At 67.7% G+C, this 17,847-nt stretch carries 13 protein-coding genes and 1 tRNA gene; 10 read left to right on the forward strand and 4 right to left on the reverse strand.

The genetic code is table 11. From position 1 onward, the window contains the following. Positions 1-5 precede the first annotated feature (5 nt). Positions 6-638: an NAD(P)-dependent oxidoreductase gene (locus ACI2LP_RS18445; protein WP_404725563.1), complete on the reverse strand. Its 633-nt coding sequence runs from the start codon at positions 636-638 to the stop codon at positions 6-8. 97 nt (positions 639-735) lie between these two features. Here ACI2LP_RS18445 and ACI2LP_RS18450 point away from each other — a divergent pair, with 97 nt between their 5' ends. Then, on the forward strand, positions 736-1,329 hold the full coding sequence (locus tag ACI2LP_RS18450) for a TetR/AcrR family transcriptional regulator (protein ID WP_404725564.1): 594 nt from the start codon (positions 736-738) through the stop codon (positions 1,327-1,329). Here ACI2LP_RS18450 and ACI2LP_RS18455 read toward each other — a convergent pair. After that, positions 1,326-2,345 carry an adenosine deaminase gene (locus ACI2LP_RS18455; RefSeq protein ID WP_404725565.1) on the reverse strand — a complete coding sequence of 340 codons (1,020 nt, stop codon included), beginning with the start codon at positions 2,343-2,345 and terminating at the stop codon, positions 1,326-1,328. The two genes, ACI2LP_RS18450 and ACI2LP_RS18455, sit on opposite strands and share 4 nt — an antisense overlap. A 194-nt stretch (positions 2,346-2,539) precedes the next feature. Beyond that, positions 2,540-3,766, reverse strand: coding sequence for a pyridoxal phosphate-dependent aminotransferase (locus ACI2LP_RS18460; protein ID WP_404725566.1), 1,227 nt, complete (start codon positions 3,764-3,766; stop codon positions 2,540-2,542). Between the two features lie 192 nt (positions 3,767-3,958). Here ACI2LP_RS18460 and ACI2LP_RS18465 point away from each other — a divergent pair. The 9 genes from ACI2LP_RS18465 to ACI2LP_RS18505 all read left to right on the forward strand — a co-directional run bounded on the left by ACI2LP_RS18465 (position 3,959) and on the right by ACI2LP_RS18505 (position 16,427). Beyond that, positions 3,959-4,031, forward strand: a tRNA-Trp gene (locus ACI2LP_RS18465). A gap of 108 nt (positions 4,032-4,139) precedes the next feature. After that, on the forward strand, positions 4,140-4,427 hold the full coding sequence (gene secE, locus ACI2LP_RS18470) for a preprotein translocase subunit SecE (RefSeq protein WP_404725567.1): 288 nt from the start codon (positions 4,140-4,142) through the stop codon (positions 4,425-4,427). A gap of 75 nt (positions 4,428-4,502) precedes the next feature. Next, entirely contained in the window at positions 4,503-5,384 is an 882-nt protein-coding gene (gene nusG, locus ACI2LP_RS18475) for a transcription termination/antitermination protein NusG (protein ID WP_404725568.1), read from the forward strand. A gap of 169 nt (positions 5,385-5,553) precedes the next feature. Further along, positions 5,554-5,988 carry a 50S ribosomal protein L11 gene (rplK, locus tag ACI2LP_RS18480; protein WP_307661693.1) on the forward strand — a complete coding sequence of 145 codons (435 nt, stop codon included), beginning with the start codon at positions 5,554-5,556 and terminating at the stop codon, positions 5,986-5,988. A gap of 108 nt (positions 5,989-6,096) precedes the next feature. Beyond that, positions 6,097-6,819 (forward strand): 50S ribosomal protein L1, encoded by a 723-nt coding sequence (rplA, locus tag ACI2LP_RS18485; RefSeq protein WP_404725569.1) that lies wholly within the window; start codon positions 6,097-6,099, stop codon positions 6,817-6,819. Between the two features lie 489 nt (positions 6,820-7,308). Then, the gene (rplJ, locus tag ACI2LP_RS18490; protein ID WP_360878772.1) at positions 7,309-7,839 is read left to right on the forward strand and encodes a 50S ribosomal protein L10; all 531 of its coding nucleotides are present in this window, start codon (positions 7,309-7,311) and stop codon (positions 7,837-7,839) included. Between the two features lie 109 nt (positions 7,840-7,948). Further along, a complete protein-coding gene (gene rplL, locus ACI2LP_RS18495) occupies positions 7,949-8,332 on the forward strand; it encodes a 50S ribosomal protein L7/L12 (protein WP_404725570.1) in 384 nt (127 codons plus the stop codon). Positions 8,333-8,932: 600 nt separating this feature from the next. Beyond that, positions 8,933-12,418, forward strand: a complete 3,486-nt coding sequence (gene rpoB / locus ACI2LP_RS18500; protein ID WP_404725571.1) for a DNA-directed RNA polymerase subunit beta — start codon at positions 8,933-8,935, stop codon at positions 12,416-12,418. Positions 12,419-12,515: 97 nt separating this feature from the next. Continuing rightward, positions 12,516-16,427 carry a DNA-directed RNA polymerase subunit beta' gene (locus ACI2LP_RS18505; protein WP_404725572.1) on the forward strand — a complete coding sequence of 1,304 codons (3,912 nt, stop codon included), beginning with the start codon at positions 12,516-12,518 and terminating at the stop codon, positions 16,425-16,427. 84 nt (positions 16,428-16,511) lie between these two features. Here the strand turns inward: ACI2LP_RS18505 and ACI2LP_RS18510 are convergent, their stop codons facing one another. After that, entirely contained in the window at positions 16,512-17,837 is a 1,326-nt protein-coding gene (locus ACI2LP_RS18510) for a M48 family metalloprotease (protein ID WP_404725573.1), read from the reverse strand. Positions 17,838-17,847: the final 10 nt, after the last annotated feature.

Below are 17,847 nucleotides of genomic sequence, written 5' to 3' on the forward strand. Positions count from 1 at the left end.
GGGCGCTAGTACGCCACCCCGACCCCCTGCTTGACCGTCGCCGGGTCGTCCACCATCGCCAGCATCGCGTGTGCCACATCCGCGCGCCCGATCGTCCGCCCGCTGCGTGGATTTCCCCCGACGACCGTCCGGTACGAGCCCGTCAGCGGCTTGTTCAGCAGCCGCGGCGGGCGCACCGACGTCCAGTCCGTCGCACTGCGGGCCAGCTCCTCCTCCATGGCCCGCAGATCGGCGTACACGTCCTGCAGCAGCAGGTTGATCACCGCCAGCATCGTGCGGTCGAGCAGCGGCGTTCGCTCCGGGGCCGGACCGAGCGGGCCCGCGCTGACCACCAGCAGCCGGCGGGTCTGCTCCGCCTCCATCGCCCACAGCACCGAGCGCGTCAGTTTCGCCGCGATCCCGGCGTCGGCGCGGCGCCGTGCCCCCAAACCCGAGAGCACCGCGTCGCGCCCGGCGACAGCCGCCCGCAACGACTCGCCCTCCTTCAGGTCCGCCTTGAACACCTGCAGGTCAGGGCCTGTGATCGGGAACCGTGACGGATCGCGCACCACCGCCGTCACCTCGTGTCCCGACGCCAGCGCCTGCCGCACTATCTCCTGTCCGATGCCGCCGGTCGCACCGAAAACCGTGAGCCTCATCTGCCCGCACCTCCAAGGTGGGTAAGTGTTCACTCACCCCTAGAGTGGGTAAACACTCACCCACCCGTCAAGTCCAGGTCTCCCGGTCGGAGGATCCATGCAGAAACCGGCCCGCGTCCGCATCCTCGACGCCGCCCATGAGCTCATACTCACCATCGGCCTCGCCCGCGCCACAACCAAGGAGATCGCCAAGGCGGCCGGCTGCTCCGAGGCGGCGCTCTACAAGTACTTCGCGAGCAAGGAAGACCTGTTCGTGACCGTACTGAAGGAGCGGCTGCCCGGGCTCAATCCGCTGCTGAGCCGGCTGGCCGAGGACCCGGGGGAGCGGAGTGTCGAGGAGAACCTCACCGAGATCGCCCGCGAGGCCGCCCTCTTCTACGCCCAGAGCTTCCCGATCGCCGCTTCGCTCTACGCCGAGCCCAAGCTGAAGCAGCGCCACGACGCCGCCCTGCGTGAGATGGGCAGAGGCCCGCACATGCCCATCCGGGGCCTCGACGCCTACCTCCGCGCCGAGCAGGCCGCCGGCCGTATCAGCCCCGAAGCCGACACCTACGCCGCGGCGTCCCTGCTCCTCGGCGCCTGTGCCCAGCGCGCCTTCGCGTACGACATGACCGAGGACGGGAAACCCCCGCAGCCCGTCGAAGAATTCGCCGCCGGACTCGCCCGCACCCTCCTGCGCGGAATCGGCTAACCGGCCAGCCAGTCGTCGACACCGGCCTTCAGCTTGGCCTTCACCTCGTCCGGCGCCGCCGACCCCCGCACCGACTGCCTCGCCAACTCCGCCAGTTCCTCGTCCGTGAAGCCGTGATGCCTGCGCGCCAGTTCGTACTGAGCCGCCAGCCGTGAGCCAAAGAGCAGCGGGTCGTCGGCCCCCAGCGCCATCGGCACCCCCGCGTCGTACAGCGTCCGCAGGGGCACGTCCTCCGGCTTCTCGTACACACCCAGCGCCACATTCGAGGCGGGGCACACCTCGCAGGTCACCCCGCGCTCGGCGAGTTTCCGCAGCAGCCGGGGGTCCTCCGCGGCCCGCACCCCGTGGCCGATGCGCGAGGCATGCAGATCGTCCAGGCAGTCCCGCACCGACGCGGGGCCCGTCAGCTCGCCGCCGTGCGGCGCCGCGAGCAGCCCGCCGTCCCGGGCGATCGCGAAGGCGCGGTCGAAGTCCCGTGCCATGCCCCGGCGTTCGTCGTTGGAGAGGCCGAAGCCGACGACGCCGCGCTCCGCGTACCGCACCGCGAGCCGCGCCAGCGTGCGGGCATCCAGGGGGTGCTTCATGCGGTTCGCGGCGACCAGTACCCGCATCCCGAGGCCGGTGTCCCGCGCCGCGGTCTCCACCGCGTCCAGAATGATCTCCAGGGCCGGGATCAGCCCACCGAGCCGCGGCGCGTACGAGGTCGGGTCGACCTGGATCTCCAGCCAGCCCGAGCCGTCCTTGATGTCCTCCTCGGCGGCCTCGCGCACCAGCCGCTGGATGTCCTCGGGCCGGCGCAGACAGGAACGCGCCATGTCGTACAGCCGCTGGAAGCGGAACCAGCCGCGCTCGTCGGTGGCCCGCAGCTTGGGGGGCTCCCCGCTGGTCAGCGCATCGGGCAGATGGACGCCGTACTTGTCGGCGAGCTCCAGCAACGTGGTGGGCCGCATCGAGCCGGTGAAGTGCAGATGCAGGTGGGCCTTCGGCAGCAGGCTGAGATCTCGTACGCGCTCCATTGCAGGATCTTGCCGCACCCGCCCGCCGCGCGGCAGCCCCTTTCCCCGATCGGGTTCTTGCCCGAACGAAGAAACGGAGACCACCGACTCGTGTGAGCCGGTGGTCTCCGTTGCCGACGAACCCCGACGGACCCTCGCCGGGCCGTCGTTGGACTGCTGTGACTGCTGTGACTGCGGCGGACTGCCGCAGTAGGTCAGTCGCGCGCTTCGGCCAGCAGCTTCTGCAGCCGCGACACACCCTCGACCAGATCCTCGTCGCCCAGGGCGTACGACAGCCGCAGATAGCCCGGCGTACCGAAGGCCTCGCCCGGTACGACCGCCACCTCGACCTCGTCCAGGATCAGCGCCGCCAGCTCCACCGAGGTCTCCGGGCGCTTGCCGCGGATCTCCTTGCCGAGCAGTGCCTTCACCGAGGGGTACGCGTAGAAGGCGCCCTCCGGCTCCGGGCAGAGCACGCCGTCGATCTCGTTGAGCATCCGCACGATCGTCTGCCGGCGGCGGTCGAAGGCGGTCCGCATCTCCGCGACCGCGTCCAGCGAACCGGAGACGGCTGCCAGCGCCGCGACCTGCGCCACGTTGGAGACGTTCGACGTGGCGTGCGACTGCAGGTTGGTCGCGGCCTTCACCACGTCCTTCGGGCCGACGATCCACCCCACGCGCCAGCCGGTCATCGCATAGGTCTTGGCCACACCGTTGACCACGATGCACTTGTCGCGCAGCTCGGGCACGAGCGTCGGCAGCGAGGTGAACGTGGCGTCGCCGTACACCAGGTGCTCGTAGATCTCGTCCGTCAGCACCCACAGGCCGTGCTCGTGGGCCCAGCGGCCGATCGCCTCGGCGTCGGCCCTGCTGTAGACCGCGCCCGTCGGGTTGGACGGCGAGACGAACAGCACAACCTTCGTACGCTCCGTGCGCGCCGCCTCCAGCTGCTCGACGGAGACCCGGTAGCCGGTGGTCTCGTCGGCGACGACGTCGACCGGGACCCCGCCCGCGAGCCGGATCGACTCGGGGTAGGTGGTCCAGTACGGCGCCGGCACGATGACCTCGTCGCCCGGGTCGAGGATGGCTGCGAACGCCTCGTAGATCGCCTGCTTGCCACCGTTGGTGACCAGGATCTGGGAGGCCTCGACCTCATAGCCGGAATCGCGGAGCGTCTTCGTGGCGATGGCGGCCTTGAGCTCGGGGAGCCCGCCGGCCGGGGTGTACCGGTGGTACCTGGGGTTCTTGCAGGCCTCGATGGCCGCTTCGACGATGTAGTCGGGCGTCGGGAAGTCGGGCTCACCGGCGCCGAAGCCGATCACCGGGCGCCCGGCGGCCTTGAGGGCCTTGGCCTTGGCGTCGACGGCGAGGGTCGCGGACTCGGAGATCGCGCCGATGCGGGCGGAGACCCGGCGCTCGGTGGGAGAGGTTGCAGCGCTCATGCGGTCCATCGTCCCAGACGGCTGTCGCGCCCGGCACACGTGTTTCGAGGAGCGGACCGGAAGCTTTCGGGTAGCGGACCGAAAGCGCTCGGGAGCTATCTGTTCGACGCCGGGCCCATGACCACGTACACTCACTCGTCGTTGGCCCTCACCAACCACATCGTGGGATGGGGTAGGTTGGGGAAACCACAAAGGGTCGTAGCTCAATTGGTAGAGCACTGGTCTCCAAAACCAGCGGTTGGGGGTTCAAGTCCCTCCGGCCCTGCTACACACACCTCCGCCAGGTTGTGTGCGCATGTACGTACATTCAATGAACCGCCGTGCGGCTCCACCGGGTGCGGCACGGCCACGACCCGGAACCAGGTGAAAGATCGTGACGGACGCCGTGGGCTCCATCGACATGCCTGATGCCGAGGACGAGGCGCCGGAGTCGAAGAAGAAGTCCCGCAAGGGTGGCAAGCGCGGAAAGAAGGGCCCCCTGGGCCGTCTCGCGCTCTTCTACCGACAGATCATCGCCGAGCTGCGCAAGGTCGTCTGGCCCACTCGCAGCCAGCTGACCACGTACACCACAGTGGTGATTGTCTTCGTAGTCGTCATGATTGGTCTGGTGACCGTGATTGACTATGGGTTCCAGGAAGCCGTCAAGTACGTCTTCGGCTGATCCCGCGGAGGGCGCCGGCAGCGGCGCCCCTTTCGCATGTTCCACCCCATCTGTATCCAGGAAGAAGCAGCCACCGTGTCTGACCCGAACCTGAACGACGCCGGCGAGTCGGTCGAGTCCGTAGAGGACGAGCTCGACATCGTTGAGGCGGCGGACGCTGTGGAGCCTGACGAGGCCGAGGCTGCCGACGCCGACGCGGGTACCCCGGCCGATGCGGCCGCGGTGCACGTCGAGGGCGAGGCGGCCGAGGTCGATGAGGACGAGCTCGCCGTGGAGGAGGCCGCCCCGGCCGCCGCCGCAGAGCTCGAAGAGGGCGAGCCGGCCGAGCCCGAGGCCTCGGTCGACCCGGTCGCGGCCCTGCGCGAGGAGCTCCGCGGTCTGCCCGGCGAGTGGTACGTCATCCACACGTACGCCGGGTACGAGAAGCGCGTGAAGGCCAACCTTGAGCAGCGCGCCGTCTCGCTGAACGTCGAGGACTTCATCTACCAGGCCGAAGTGCCCGAGGAAGAGATCGTCCAGATCAAGAACGGCGAGCGCAAGAACGTCCGCCAGAACAAGCTCCCCGGCTATGTGCTCGTCCGTATGGACCTGACGAACGAGTCCTGGGGCGTCGTCCGCAACACCCCCGGCGTCACCGGCTTCGTGGGCAACGCCTACGACCCGTACCCGCTGACCCTGGACGAGATCCTCAAGATGCTCGCCCCGGAGGCCGAGGAGAAGGCCGCCCGCGAGGCCGCAGAGGCCGAGGGCAAGCCGGCTCCGGCTCGCAAGGTCGAGGTCCAGGTGCTGGACTTCGAGGTCGGCGACTCGGTCACCGTCACCGACGGCCCGTTCGCGACGCTGCAGGCCACGATCAACGAGATCAACGCCGACTCGAAGAAGGTCAAGGGCCTCGTCGAGATCTTCGGCCGCGAGACTCCGGTCGAGCTGAGCTTCGACCAGATCCAGAAGAACTGACACCCTCTCTGGAACATAAGCCTCCGACCAGGTCAGAACGGCTCTCGCAGCCGCTCTGACCTGCTCGGTTTTTGGCCGCGCAGCTATACCCGTTATCGTTGTGCGGTATGCCTCCATCCGGATGATCGGCTGGAGCGCTGGAAACTCTCACTAGGACCCGGAGAGAGCAATGCCTCCCAAGAAGAAGAAGGTCACGGGGCTTATCAAGCTCCAGATCCAGGCCGGCGCGGCCAACCCGGCACCGCCGGTCGGCCCCGCGCTGGGTCAGCACGGCGTCAACATCATGGAGTTCTGCAAGGCCTACAACGCCGCGACCGAGTCGCAGCGTGGCATGGTCGTGCCGGTGGAGATCACGGTCTACGAGGACCGTTCCTTCACCTTCATCACCAAGACTCCGCCGGCCGCCAAGCTGATCCTCAAGGCCGCGGGTGTGGACAAGGGCTCCGGCGAGCCGCACAAGACCAAGGTCGCCAAGCTCACCGGCGCCCAGGTCCGTGAGATCGCCACGGTCAAGATGCCCGACCTGAACGCCAACGACCTGGACGCCGCGTCGAAGATCATCGCCGGCACCGCCCGTTCCATGGGCATCACGGTCGAGGGCTGAATCAGCCCCCACTCGGCGTCGGCAGCACCCATGGCGCCGTAGACCTCAGTGGCAGGACCACGCGCTGGTCCGCACCACGACTCCATACCTGAACCACCAGGAGAAGAAGTGAAGCGCAGCAAGGCTCTCCGCAACGCGGACGCCAAGATCGACCGGGAGCGCAACTACGCCCCGCTCGAGGCCGTCCGTCTTGCGAAGGACACCGCAGGCACCAAGTTCGACGGCACCGTCGAGGTCGCCTTCCGCCTGGGCGTTGACCCGCGCAAGGCCGACCAGATGGTCCGTGGCACCGTGAACCTCCCGCACGGCACCGGTAAGACCGCCCGGGTCCTGGTCTTCGCGACCGGTGACCGTGCCGAGGCCGCGCGCGCCGCGGGCGCCGACATCGTCGGCGCCGACGAGCTCATCGACGAGGTTGCGAAGGGCCGTCTGGACTTCGACGCCGTCGTCGCCACCCCGGACCTCATGGGCAAGGTCGGCCGCCTCGGCCGCGTGCTCGGTCCGCGTGGTCTGATGCCGAACCCGAAGACCGGCACCGTCACCCCCGATGTCACCAAGGCTGTGAACGACATCAAGGGCGGCAAGATCGAGTTCCGTGTCGACAAGCACTCGAACCTGCACTTCATCATCGGCAAGGTTTCCTTCGACGAGACGAAGCTGGTCGAGAACTACGCCACGGCGCTGGAGGAGATCCTCCGTCTGAAGCCGTCCGCCGCGAAGGGCCGCTACATCAAGAAGGCGACCCTGACCACGACGATGGGCCCCGGCATCCCGCTGGACTCCAACCGCACCCGCAACCTCCTCGTCGAGGAGGACCCGGCCGCCGTCTGAATCTGACGGCAGTCGCGTCTCTCGCGCACTGGAGCCGGCCCCCGCACCTCGTACGAGGCGCGGGGGCCGGTTCTTTTGCCCGGCAGGAAGCGGGCCCGGGGCGCCGGTGTGACCGCGGTGGGCTCGCCGGCGGCCTGGGGGCGGGCCCACCGGCCCCGGGGAGCCGAAGTACGTCGGCGGCACCGTGGCGGGCGCCATGAAGCAGGATGGCGGGGCCGGAAGCCGACTGCGCAAGGCCCGATTTGCCTGACCGGGATCCGGTCCCGTACTCTTCCACAGAAGCCAAAGACCGCTGGTCGTTGCTGTGCGCTCGCAAGAGGGTGCAGCGGCCGAAGGATCCGCTAGCTGCGGACGTCCTGCGCAGGTGACTGTGGAAAGTTCCCGGATTCGCTCCGGTTGAGCTACGCCCCGTGCGCCTGCGCCGGGGCGTTTCGTTTTGTCCAGCCCCTTCTGAGCGGTCCTCATCACCCGGAAGGAGGCCGACGCTCTATGGCAAGGCCCGACAAGGCTGCCGCGGTAGCCGAGCTCGCGGACCAGTTCCGCAGCTCGAACGCCGCCGTGCTGACCGAGTACCGGGGTCTCACCGTGGCGCAGCTCAAGACACTGCGTCGTTCGCTCGGTGAGAACGCCCAGTACGCCGTGGTGAAGAACACGCTGACCAAGATTGCGGCCAACGAGGCCGGGATCAACACGCTGGACGACCTCTTCGCGGGTCCGACGGCGGTTGCCTTCATCACCGGTGACCCGGTGGAGTCGGCGAAGGGTCTTCGTGACTTCGCCAAGGACAACCCCAACCTCATCATCAAGGGCGGTGTCCTTGACGGTAAGGCGCTGTCCGCCGATGAGATCAAGAAGCTTGCGGACCTCGAGTCCCGCGAGGTTCTGCTCGCCAAGCTGGCGGGCGCCATGAAGGGCAAGCAGTCCCAGGCTGCCGCGCTCTTCCAGGCGCTTCCCTCGAAGTTCGTCCGCACCGCGGAGGCGCTTCGTGCCAAGAAGGCCGAGCAGGGCGGTGCCGAGTAATTCGGCTCGCGCATTGATCAGCGCCGCCTGAAGGCGCTGGTCGCAGCGGGCCGAACGCCCGCCGACATATACATCCGGCACCAGCCGAATTAGTGGAAGGACCGCCATCATGGCGAAGCTCAGCCAGGACGACCTGCTTGCGCAGTTCGAGGAGATGACCCTCATCGAGCTCTCCGAGTTCGTGAAGGCCTTCGAGGAGAAGTTCGACGTCACCGCTGCCGCCCCGGTCGCCGCCGCCGGCGTTGCCGTCCCGGGCGCTCCGGTCGAGCCCGAGGCCGAGCAGGACGAGTTCGACGTCATCCTCACCGGCGCCGGCGAGAAGAAGATCCAGGTCATCAAGGTCGTGCGTGAGCTGACCTCGCTGGGTCTGAAGGAGGCCAAGGACCTCGTCGACGGCACCCCGAAGCCGGTCCTCGAGAAGGTCGCCAAGGAGGCCGCCGAGAAGGCTGCCGAGTCCCTCAAGGCCGCCGGCGCCTCCGTCGAGGTCAAGTAAGTCCGACGCGCGCCTGCCGGCGTGTGATCTGAGTCTCTGACTCGTGGCTCCGCAAGGGGTCACAAGGGACACAGCGAAGGGCGATCACCCATCCGGGTGGTCGCCCTTCGGCGTTGTGACGGCCTCCCTTGCTCTTCCGGGGGCGGCGAGTATGGTGATCTTCGCCGTGCGCTCCAGACCCTGGTCAGTCCTGGTCAGTGACGATCTCAGCAGCCAGTTTGGGTTGGGGGGCCTTGACGAACCGCACGCAGCGCGCAATTCTCAGGACGCGTCGTCACAACGATCCGTATCCGAGGCATGGATCGACGACCGAACGGGCAGTATCGATGTGCGCCACACGGCGCGAGGGTTCCGCGGAGTTGAGGACAACGAGGGTCTCGAAAACCCGCACTGGACATCAGTGTGCCAAGTGGCTACACTGACCCTTTGCGCTGCCTGTTAACTGCCCCCTGCCCGTCACCAGGGGCATCCCCACGTATGAGCATCGTTGATAGAAGCATCCCTGACCTGGTCACTTGACCAATCAGGAGCGTCTGTCTCCGTGCCCATGGTGGGACCGGTACGCGCGTAGTGAGTCCGAGCCCTCGGAAGGACCCCCTCTTGGCCGCCTCGCGCAACGCCTCGACCGCGAATATGAACAACGGCGCCAGCACCGCCCCGCTGCGCATTTCCTTTGCAAAGATCAAGGAGCCCCTCGAGGTTCCGAACCTCCTCGCGCTGCAGACCGAGAGCTTTGACTGGCTGCTCGGCAATGCCGCATGGAAGGCTCGTGTCGAGGCGGCTCTCGAAAGCGGACAGGACGTCCCCACCAAGTCCGGTCTGGAGGAGATCTTCGAGGAGATCTCTCCGATCGAGGACTTCTCCGGGTCGATGTCGCTGACCTTCCGCGACCACCGCTTCGAGCCTCCGAAGAACTCCATCGACGAGTGCAAGGAGCGCGACTTCACGTACGCTGCCCCGCTCTTCGTCACGGCCGAGTTCACCAACAACGAGACCGGCGAGATCAAGTCCCAGACGGTCTTCATGGGCGACTTCCCGCTCATGACCAACAAGGGCACCTTCGTCATCAACGGCACCGAGCGTGTCGTGGTGTCGCAGCTGGTCCGCTCGCCGGGTGTCTACTTCGACTCCAACATCGACAAGACGTCCGACAAGGACATCTTCACGGCCAAGATCATCCCGTCCCGGGGTGCCTGGCTGGAGATGGAGATCGACAAGCGCGACATGGTCGGTGTCCGCATCGACCGCAAGCGCAAGCAGTCCGTCACCGTCCTGCTCAAGGCTCTCGGCTGGACCACCGAGCAGATCCTCGAGGAGTTCGGCGAGTACGAGTCCATGCGCGCCACCCTGGAGAAGGACCACACCCAGGGCCAGGACGACGCGCTGCTCGACATCTACCGCAAGCTCCGTCCGGGCGAGCCGCCGACGCGTGAGGCCGCTCAGACGCTGCTCGAGAACCTCTACTTCAACCCGAAGCGCTACGACCTCGCCAAGGTCGGCCGCTACAAGGTGAACAAGAAGCTCGGCGCCGACGAGCCGCTGGACGCCGGCGTGCTCACCACCGACGACGTCATCGCGACCATCAAGTACCTGGTCAAGCTGCACGCCGGTGAGACCGAGACCGTGGGCGAGAGTGGCACCCAGATCGTCGTCGAGACCGACGACATCGACCACTTCGGCAACCGTCGTCTGCGCAACGTCGGCGAGCTCATCCAGAACCAGGTCCGCACGGGTCTGGCTCGTATGGAGCGCGTCGTGCGTGAGCGCATGACGACTCAGGACGTCGAGGCGATCACGCCGCAGACCCTGATCAACATCCGGCCGGTCGTCGCCTCCATCAAGGAGTTCTTCGGCACCAGCCAGCTGTCGCAGTTCATGGACCAGAACAACCCGCTGTCGGGTCTCACCCACAAGCGTCGTCTGTCGGCGCTCGGCCCGGGTGGTCTCTCTCGTGAGCGGGCCGGCTTCGAGGTCCGTGACGTGCACCCGTCGCACTACGGCCGCATGTGTCCGATCGAGACCCCTGAAGGCCCGAACATCGGCCTTATCGGCTCGCTCGCCTCGTACGGCCGGGTCAACGCGTTCGGCTTCGTCGAGACGCCGTACCGCAAGGTCGTCGACGACCAGGTGACCGACGAGGTCGACTACCTGACCGCCGACGAGGAAGACCGGTTCGTCATCGCGCAGGCCAACGCCGCGCTGACCGACGACATGCGCTTCGCAGAGGCTCGTGTCCTGGTCCGCCGCCGTGGCGGCGAGGTCGACTACGTCCCGGGCTCCGACGTGGACTACATGGACGTCTCGCCGCGCCAGATGGTGTCGGTCGCGACCGCCATGATCCCGTTCCTCGAGCACGACGACGCCAACCGTGCCCTCATGGGCGCGAACATGATGCGCCAGGCCGTTCCGCTGATCACGGCCGAGGCGCCGCTGGTCGGCACCGGCATGGAGTACCGCTGCGCGGTCGACGCCGGTGACGTCATCAAGGCGGAGAAGGAAGGTGTTGTCCAGGAGGTCTCCGCGGACTACATCACCGTCGCCAACGACGACGGCACGTACACCACGTACCGCATCGCCAAGTTCTCCCGGTCGAACCAGGGCACCTCGGTCAACCAGAAGGTTGTCGTGGACGAGGGCGCCCGGGTCGTCGAGGGCCAGGTCCTCGCCGACGGTCCGGCCACCGAGCAGGGCGAGATGGCGCTCGGCAAGAACCTGCTGGTCGCGTTCATGCCGTGGGAGGGTCACAACTACGAGGACGCGATCATCCTGTCGCAGCGCCTCGTGCAGGACGACGTCCTCTCCTCGATCCACATCGAGGAGCACGAGGTCGACGCCCGTGACACCAAGCTCGGCCCCGAGGAGATCACCCGGGACATCCCGAACGTCTCCGAGGAGGTCCTCGCCGACCTCGACGAGCGCGGCATCATCCGTATCGGTGCCGAGGTCGTCGCCGGCGACATCCTGGTCGGCAAGGTCACGCCCAAGGGTGAGACCGAGCTGACCCCGGAGGAGCGTCTGCTCCGCGCGATCTTCGGCGAGAAGGCGCGTGAGGTCCGTGACACCTCGCTGAAGGTGCCGCACGGCGAGACCGGCAAGGTCATCGGCGTACGGGTCTTCGACCGCGAGGAGGGCGACGAGCTGCCGCCGGGCGTGAACCAGCTGGTTCGCGTGTACGTCGCGCAGAAGCGCAAGATCACCGACGGTGACAAGCTCGCCGGCCGTCACGGCAACAAGGGCGTCATCTCGAAGATCCTGCCGATCGAGGACATGCCGTTCCTGGAGGACGGCACCCCTGTCGACATCATCCTCAACCCGCTCGGTGTCCCGTCCCGAATGAACCCGGGACAGGTCCTCGAGATCCACCTCGGCTGGCTCGCCAGCCGCGGCTGGGACGTCTCCGGTCTCGCCGACGACTGGGCCCAGCGCCTGCAGGCCATCGGCGCCGACCAGGTCGCCCCCGGCACCAACGTCGCGACCCCGGTCTTCGACGGTGCGCGCGAGGACGAGATCGCGGGTCTCTTCGAGGCCACGATCCCGAACCGTGACGGTGACCGGCTGGTCCAGCCGTCCGGCAAGGCCAACCTGTTCGACGGCCGCTCCGGCGAGCCGTTCCCGGACCCGATCTCGATCGGGTACATGTACATCCTCAAGCTCCACCACCTGGTCGACGACAAGCTGCACGCCCGCTCGACCGGCCCGTACTCGATGATCACCCAGCAGCCGCTGGGTGGTAAGGCTCAGTTCGGTGGCCAGCGATTCGGTGAGATGGAGGTGTGGGCGCTGGAGGCATACGGCGCCGCGTACGCCCTCCAGGAGCTGCTGACCATCAAGTCCGACGACGTCACCGGCCGAGTGAAGGTCTACGAGGCCATCGTCAAGGGCGAGAACATCCCCGAGCCCGGCATTCCCGAGTCCTTCAAGGTGCTCATCAAGGAAATGCAGTCGCTCTGCCTCAACGTGGAAGTGCTCTCCTCGGACGGTATGTCCATCGAGATGCGCGACACGGACGAGGACGTCTTCCGCGCTGCGGAGGAGCTCGGTATCGACCTGTCCCGGCGCGAGCCGAGCAGCGTCGAAGAGGTCTGACGGGTCTGGCCGGGACCTCCTCGTGAGGCCCCGGCCCTGCCCCGGACCCGTACAGACCATGATTGAGACACGACCCCGAAAGAGGGATTGACGACAAGTGCTCGACGTCAACTTCTTCGACGAGCTGCGGATCGGCCTGGCCACCGCGGACGACATCCGACAGTGGTCGCACGGCGAGGTCAAGAAGCCGGAGACCATCAACTACCGCACGCTCAAGCCCGAGAAGGACGGACTCTTCTGCGAGAAGATCTTCGGTCCGACCCGGGACTGGGAGTGCTACTGCGGCAAGTACAAGCGTGTCCGCTTCAAGGGCATCATCTGTGAGCGCTGTGGCGTCGAAGTCACCCGCGCCAAGGTGCGCCGTGAGCGGATGGGCCACATTGAGCTGGCCGCGCCCGTCACCCACATCTGGTACTTCAAGGGCGTCCCGTCGCGCCTGGGCTACCTGCTCGACCTCGCGCCGAAGGACCTCGAGAAGGTCATCTACTTCGCCGCGTACATGATCACGTTCGTGGACGAGGAGCGCCGCACGCGCGACCTGCCCTCGCTGGAGGCGCACGTCTCCGTCGAGCGCCAGCAGGTCGAGAACCGCCGCGACGCCGACCTCGAGGCCCGCGCCAAGAAGCTCGAGACCGACCTGGCCGAGCTCGAGGCCGAGGGTGCCAAGGCCGATGTGCGCCGCAAGGTGCGCGAGGGCGCCGAGCGTGAGATGAAGCAGCTGCGCGACCGTGCGCAGCGCGAGATCGACCGTCTCGACGAGGTGTGGAACCGCTTCAAGAACCTCAAGGTCCAGGACCTGGAGGGTGACGAGCTGCTCTACCGCGAGCTGCGTGACCGCTTCGGCACGTACTTCGACGGCTCGATGGGTGCCGCGGCGCTGCAGAAGCGCCTGGAGTCCTTCGACCTCGAGGAGGAGGCCGAGCGTCTCCGCGAGATCATCCGTACCGGCAAGGGCCAGAAGAAGACCCGTGCGCTCAAGCGCCTCAAGGTCGTCTCCGCGTTCCTGCAGACCAGCAACAGCCCCAAGGGCATGGTGCTGGACTGCGTGCCGGTCATCCCGCCGGACCTGCGTCCGATGGTGCAGCTGGACGGTGGCCGCTTCGCGACCTCCGACCTGAACGACCTGTACCGCCGTGTGATCAACCGCAACAACCGCCTCAAGCGTCTCCTTGACCTCGGTGCCCCCGAGATCATCGTGAACAACGAGAAGCGGATGCTGCAGGAGGCCGTCGACGCGCTGTTCGACAACGGCCGCCGTGGTCGCCCGGTGACCGGTCCCGGTAACCGCCCGCTGAAGTCCCTGAGCGACATGCTCAAGGGCAAGCAGGGTCGCTTCCGTCAGAACCTGCTCGGCAAGCGAGTCGACTACTCGGCGCGTTCCGTCATCGTCGTCGGCCCGCAGCTGAAGCTGCACCAGTGCGGTCTGCCCAAGGCCATGGCGCTGGAGCTCTTCAAGCCGTTCGTGATGAAGCGTCTGGTCGACCTGAACCACGCGCAGAACATCAAGTCGGCCAAGCGCATGGTCGAGCGCGGCCGCACCGTCGTGTACGACGTCCTCGAAGAGGTCATCGCCGAGCACCCGGTGCTGCTGAACCGTGCGCCCACGCTGCACCGCCTCGGCATCCAGGCCTTCGAGCCGCAGCTGGTCGAGGGCAAGGCCATCCAGATCCACCCGCTCGTCTGCACCGCGTTCAACGCGGACTTCGACGGTGACCAGATGGCCGTGCACCTGCCGCTGTCCGCGGAGGCGCAGGCCGAGGCCCGCATCCTGATGCTGTCCTCGAACAACATCCTCAAGCCGGCCGACGGCCGTCCGGTCACCATGCCCACCCAGGACATGGTGCTCGGCCTCTTCTTCCTCACCACGGACGAGGAGGAGCGCGAGGTGCGCGGCGAGGGCCGTGCGTTCAACTCCACCGCCGAGGCGATCATGGCCTTCGACGCCCGGGAGCTCTCGCTCCAGGCGAAGGTCGACATCCGCTTCCCGGTCGGCACGATCCCGCCGCGTGGCTGGACCCCGCCGGTCGCGGAGGAGGGCTCGGACATCGCCGCGGGCGAGTGGCAGCAGGGTGACAGCTTCCGGCTGCGTACGACCCTGGGCCGCGCGCTCTTCAACGAGCTGCTGCCCGAGGACTACCCCTTCGTCGACTACTCGGTCGGCAAGAAGCAGCTCTCCGAGATCGTCAACGACCTCGCCGAGCGCTACCCCAAGGTCATCGTGGCGGCGACGCTCGACAACCTGAAGGCGGCGGGCTTCTACTGGGCCACCCGTTCCGGTGTCACGGTCGCCATCTCCGACGTCGTCGTTCCCGAGGCGAAGAAGGAGATCGTCAAGGGCTACGAGGCGCAGGACGAGAAGGTCCAGAAGCAGTACGAGCGCGGTCTGATCACCAAGCAGGAGCGCACGCAGGAGCTCATCACCATCTGGACCAAGGCGACCAACGAGGTTGCCGAGGCGATGAACGCGAACTTCCCGAAGACCAACCCCATCTTCATGATGGTCAACTCGGGTGCTCGCGGAAACATGATGCAGATGCGTCAGATCGCCGGTATGCGTGGTCTGGTGTCCAACGCCAAGAACGAGACCATCCCGCGGCCCATCAAGGCGTCGTTCCGTGAGGGTCTGTCCGTGCTGGAGTACTTCATCTCCACGCACGGTGCCCGTAAGGGTCTCGCGGACACCGCCCTGCGTACCGCCGACTCGGGTTACCTGACCCGTCGTCTGGTGGACGTCTCGCAGGACGTCATCATCCGCGAGGAGGACTGCGGCACCGACCGCGGTCTGAAGCTCAAGATCGCGGAGCGCGGCGCCGACGGCACGCTGCGCAAGACCGAGGACGTCGAGACCTCCGTGTACGCGCGGATGCTCGCCGAGGACGTCGTCGTCGACGGCAAGGTCATCGCGCCGGCCAATGTCGACCTCGGTGACGTGCTCATCGACGCCCTGGTGGGCGCCGGTGTCGAGGAGGTCAAGACCCGCTCGGTCCTGACCTGTGAGTCGGCGGTCGGCACCTGTGCCTTCTGCTACGGCCGTTCGCTGGCCACCGGCAAGCTGGTCGACATCGGTGAGGCGGTCGGCATCATCGCCGCCCAGTCCATCGGTGAGCCCGGTACTCAGCTGACGATGCGTACCTTCCACACCGGTGGTGTGGCCGGTGACGACATCACCCAGGGTCTGCCCCGTGTCGTCGAGCTCTTCGAGGCTCGTACGCCCAAGGGTGTCGCCCCGATCTCGGAGGCGGCAGGCCGCATCCGTATCGAGGAGACCGAGAAGACCAAGAAGATCGTCGTCACCCCGGACGACGGCAGCGACGAGACGGCGTTCCCGATCTCGAAGCGTGCCCGTCTGCTGGTGGGCGAGGGCGACCACGTCGAGGTGGGCCAGAAGCTCACCGTGGGTGCCACCAACCCGCACGACGTGCTGCGGATCCTCGGTCAGCGCGCGGTCCAGGTCCACCTGGTCGGCGAGGTCCAGAAGGTCTACAACTCGCAGGGTGTGTCGATCCACGACAAGCACATCGAGATCATCATCCGGCAGATGCTGCGCCGTGTGACGATCATCGAGTCCGGCGACGCCGAACTGCTGCCGGGCGAGCTCGTCGAGCGCTCGAAGTTCGAGACCGAGAACCGTCGTGTGGTCACCGAGGGCGGTCACCCCGCCTCCGGCCGTCCGCAGCTGATGGGTATCACCAAGGCCTCGCTGGCCACCGAGTCGTGGCTGTCGGCGGCGTCCTTCCAGGAGACGACCAGGGTCCTGACCGACGCGGCGATCAACGCCAAGTCGGACTCCCTGATCGGCCTCAAGGAGAACGTCATCATCGGTAAGCTCATCCCGGCCGGTACGGGTCTGTCCCGCTACCGCAACATCCGGGTGGAGCCCACCGAGGAGGCCAAGGCCGCGATGTACTCGGCCGTCGGCTACGACGACATCGACTACTCGCCGTTCGGCACCGGCTCCGGCCAGGCCGTTCCGCTGGAGGACTACGACTACGGTCCGTACAACCAGTAAGGCGTAGGTCTGACGAAGGGCGGTCACCCCGTTTCGCACGGGGTGGCCGCCCTTCGGCGTTCTTGGGCCCGGCGTTTCTGGGCCTCAGCGGCCGAGCCGGCGGTAGGGCTCCAGGGCGCGCAGCCGGGTGGCGTGGTCGGGGTGGGTGTCGAGCAGCTTGGCCAGCGTGCCCGGCTCGTTGAGCTTCTGGCCGGCTGCGGCGGCGCGGGCCTTGTCCGCGTCCTCCTCGGCCTGGAGCCGCTGCAGCACCTCGGCCATCTCTTGCGCGAAGCCGAGGGCCGCGGCCTGCTGGTCGGCGCGGAGTTCGGCCTGCCGGCCCACGTAGGCGAGCAGATACGGGGCGATGACCAAGGGGATGGTGATGAACCAGGCGCCGAGCAGACCCGCTGTCACGAGCATCCCGAAGAAGAGGATGAGGATGCCGTACGCCGCAAAGGAAAGCCGCCTGGCGATGAAGAGCGCGATCCGGGCGAATCCCCGGGCCACGGACCAGGCCATGCGCCCGGGCAGCGAGTACCAGTAACCGAGCAGGCCCGCCCAGGCGTGGCCGCCCGTGTGGTGGCCGAGTTCATGGGCGAGTACGGCGGCCAGGTTGCTGCTGGACAGCCGGTTGAGCGAGTACGTCGTGACCCCGACGACGTGCCCGGCGGCGGCCATGGCATTGAGCTCGGTGCTGCTCTCCACCATCAGTTCGTACGTGTGCCTCTCGACGCCCGCCCGGGCGGTGACCTCGCGCCAGACCGGCTCCAGCCTGGCCCGCTCCTCCGCCAGCGGGGGCCGCAGCTTGAGCACTCGTCGGGCGTAGGCCAGCTCGGTGGGGCGGTGGAAGACCAGGGCGCCGGATGCCAGCCAGGCGAGCACGACGAGCCAGCCGCCGACCGTGCCGAATATCCCCTGAGAGATCGCGGCGACCGCGGCGAGGCTCACCAGGAACCCCGGTACGTGGATCGCCAGCCGCCCGATGGCGGTGGCGTCGGCACCGCGCTGGTGGGCCGCCACGTGGACGCGGGAGCCGCGGTGGCGGTAATCGAGGTCGTCGGCGGGGGGTTGGTGGGGGACGGGGGCGGGTTGTTGCGGGGCCGCGGCCGTCGCGGGGTGGGGGTACGGGGTTGCTCCCTGCGGATACTGCGGGGCCGGCGGAGGCGCGGCGGCCGCATACTGCGGCGTCTGGGCGGCCGCCTCCGGGTATTGCGGGGCGGGCGGCGTGGGCGCGGGGTAGTGCGCCGCCGTGGGAGTGGGCGCGGGGTAGTGCAGGGGCTCGGCGGCCTCCGGGTACTGCGGGGCAGGGGACGGCGCGGACCCCGGGTACTGCGGCGCCGGGGACGGCGCGGCGCTCGGGTACTGCGGAGGCGCGGTGTCCGCCCCCGGGTACTGGGGCTCCGGGTAGGTGGGGCCCGGTGGCTGGGACATGGGACTTCCT

The sequence above is a fragment of the Streptomyces sp. NPDC019890 genome (assembly GCF_044903445.1).
GTDB lineage: Bacteria > Actinomycetota > Actinomycetes > Streptomycetales > Streptomycetaceae > Streptomyces.

Coding starts and splice junctions, on each gene's coding strand:
- rplK (WP_307661693.1), top strand. CDS start 5,554: ATGCCTCCCAAGAAGAAGAAGGTCACGGGGCTTATCAAGCTCCAGATC.
- ACI2LP_RS18445 (WP_404725563.1), bottom strand. CDS start 638: ATGAGGCTCACGGTTTTCGGTGCGACCGGCGGCATCGGACAGGAGATA.
- ACI2LP_RS18450 (WP_404725564.1), top strand. CDS start 736: ATGCAGAAACCGGCCCGCGTCCGCATCCTCGACGCCGCCCATGAGCTC.
- rplJ (WP_360878772.1), top strand. CDS start 7,309: ATGGCAAGGCCCGACAAGGCTGCCGCGGTAGCCGAGCTCGCGGACCAG.
- ACI2LP_RS18455 (WP_404725565.1), bottom strand. CDS start 2,345: ATGGAGCGCGTACGAGATCTCAGCCTGCTGCCGAAGGCCCACCTGCAT.
- ACI2LP_RS18510 (WP_404725573.1), bottom strand. CDS start 17,837: ATGTCCCAGCCACCGGGCCCCACCTACCCGGAGCCCCAGTACCCGGGG.
- rplL (WP_404725570.1), top strand. CDS start 7,949: ATGGCGAAGCTCAGCCAGGACGACCTGCTTGCGCAGTTCGAGGAGATG.
- ACI2LP_RS18460 (WP_404725566.1), bottom strand. CDS start 3,766: ATGAGCGCTGCAACCTCTCCCACCGAGCGCCGGGTCTCCGCCCGCATC.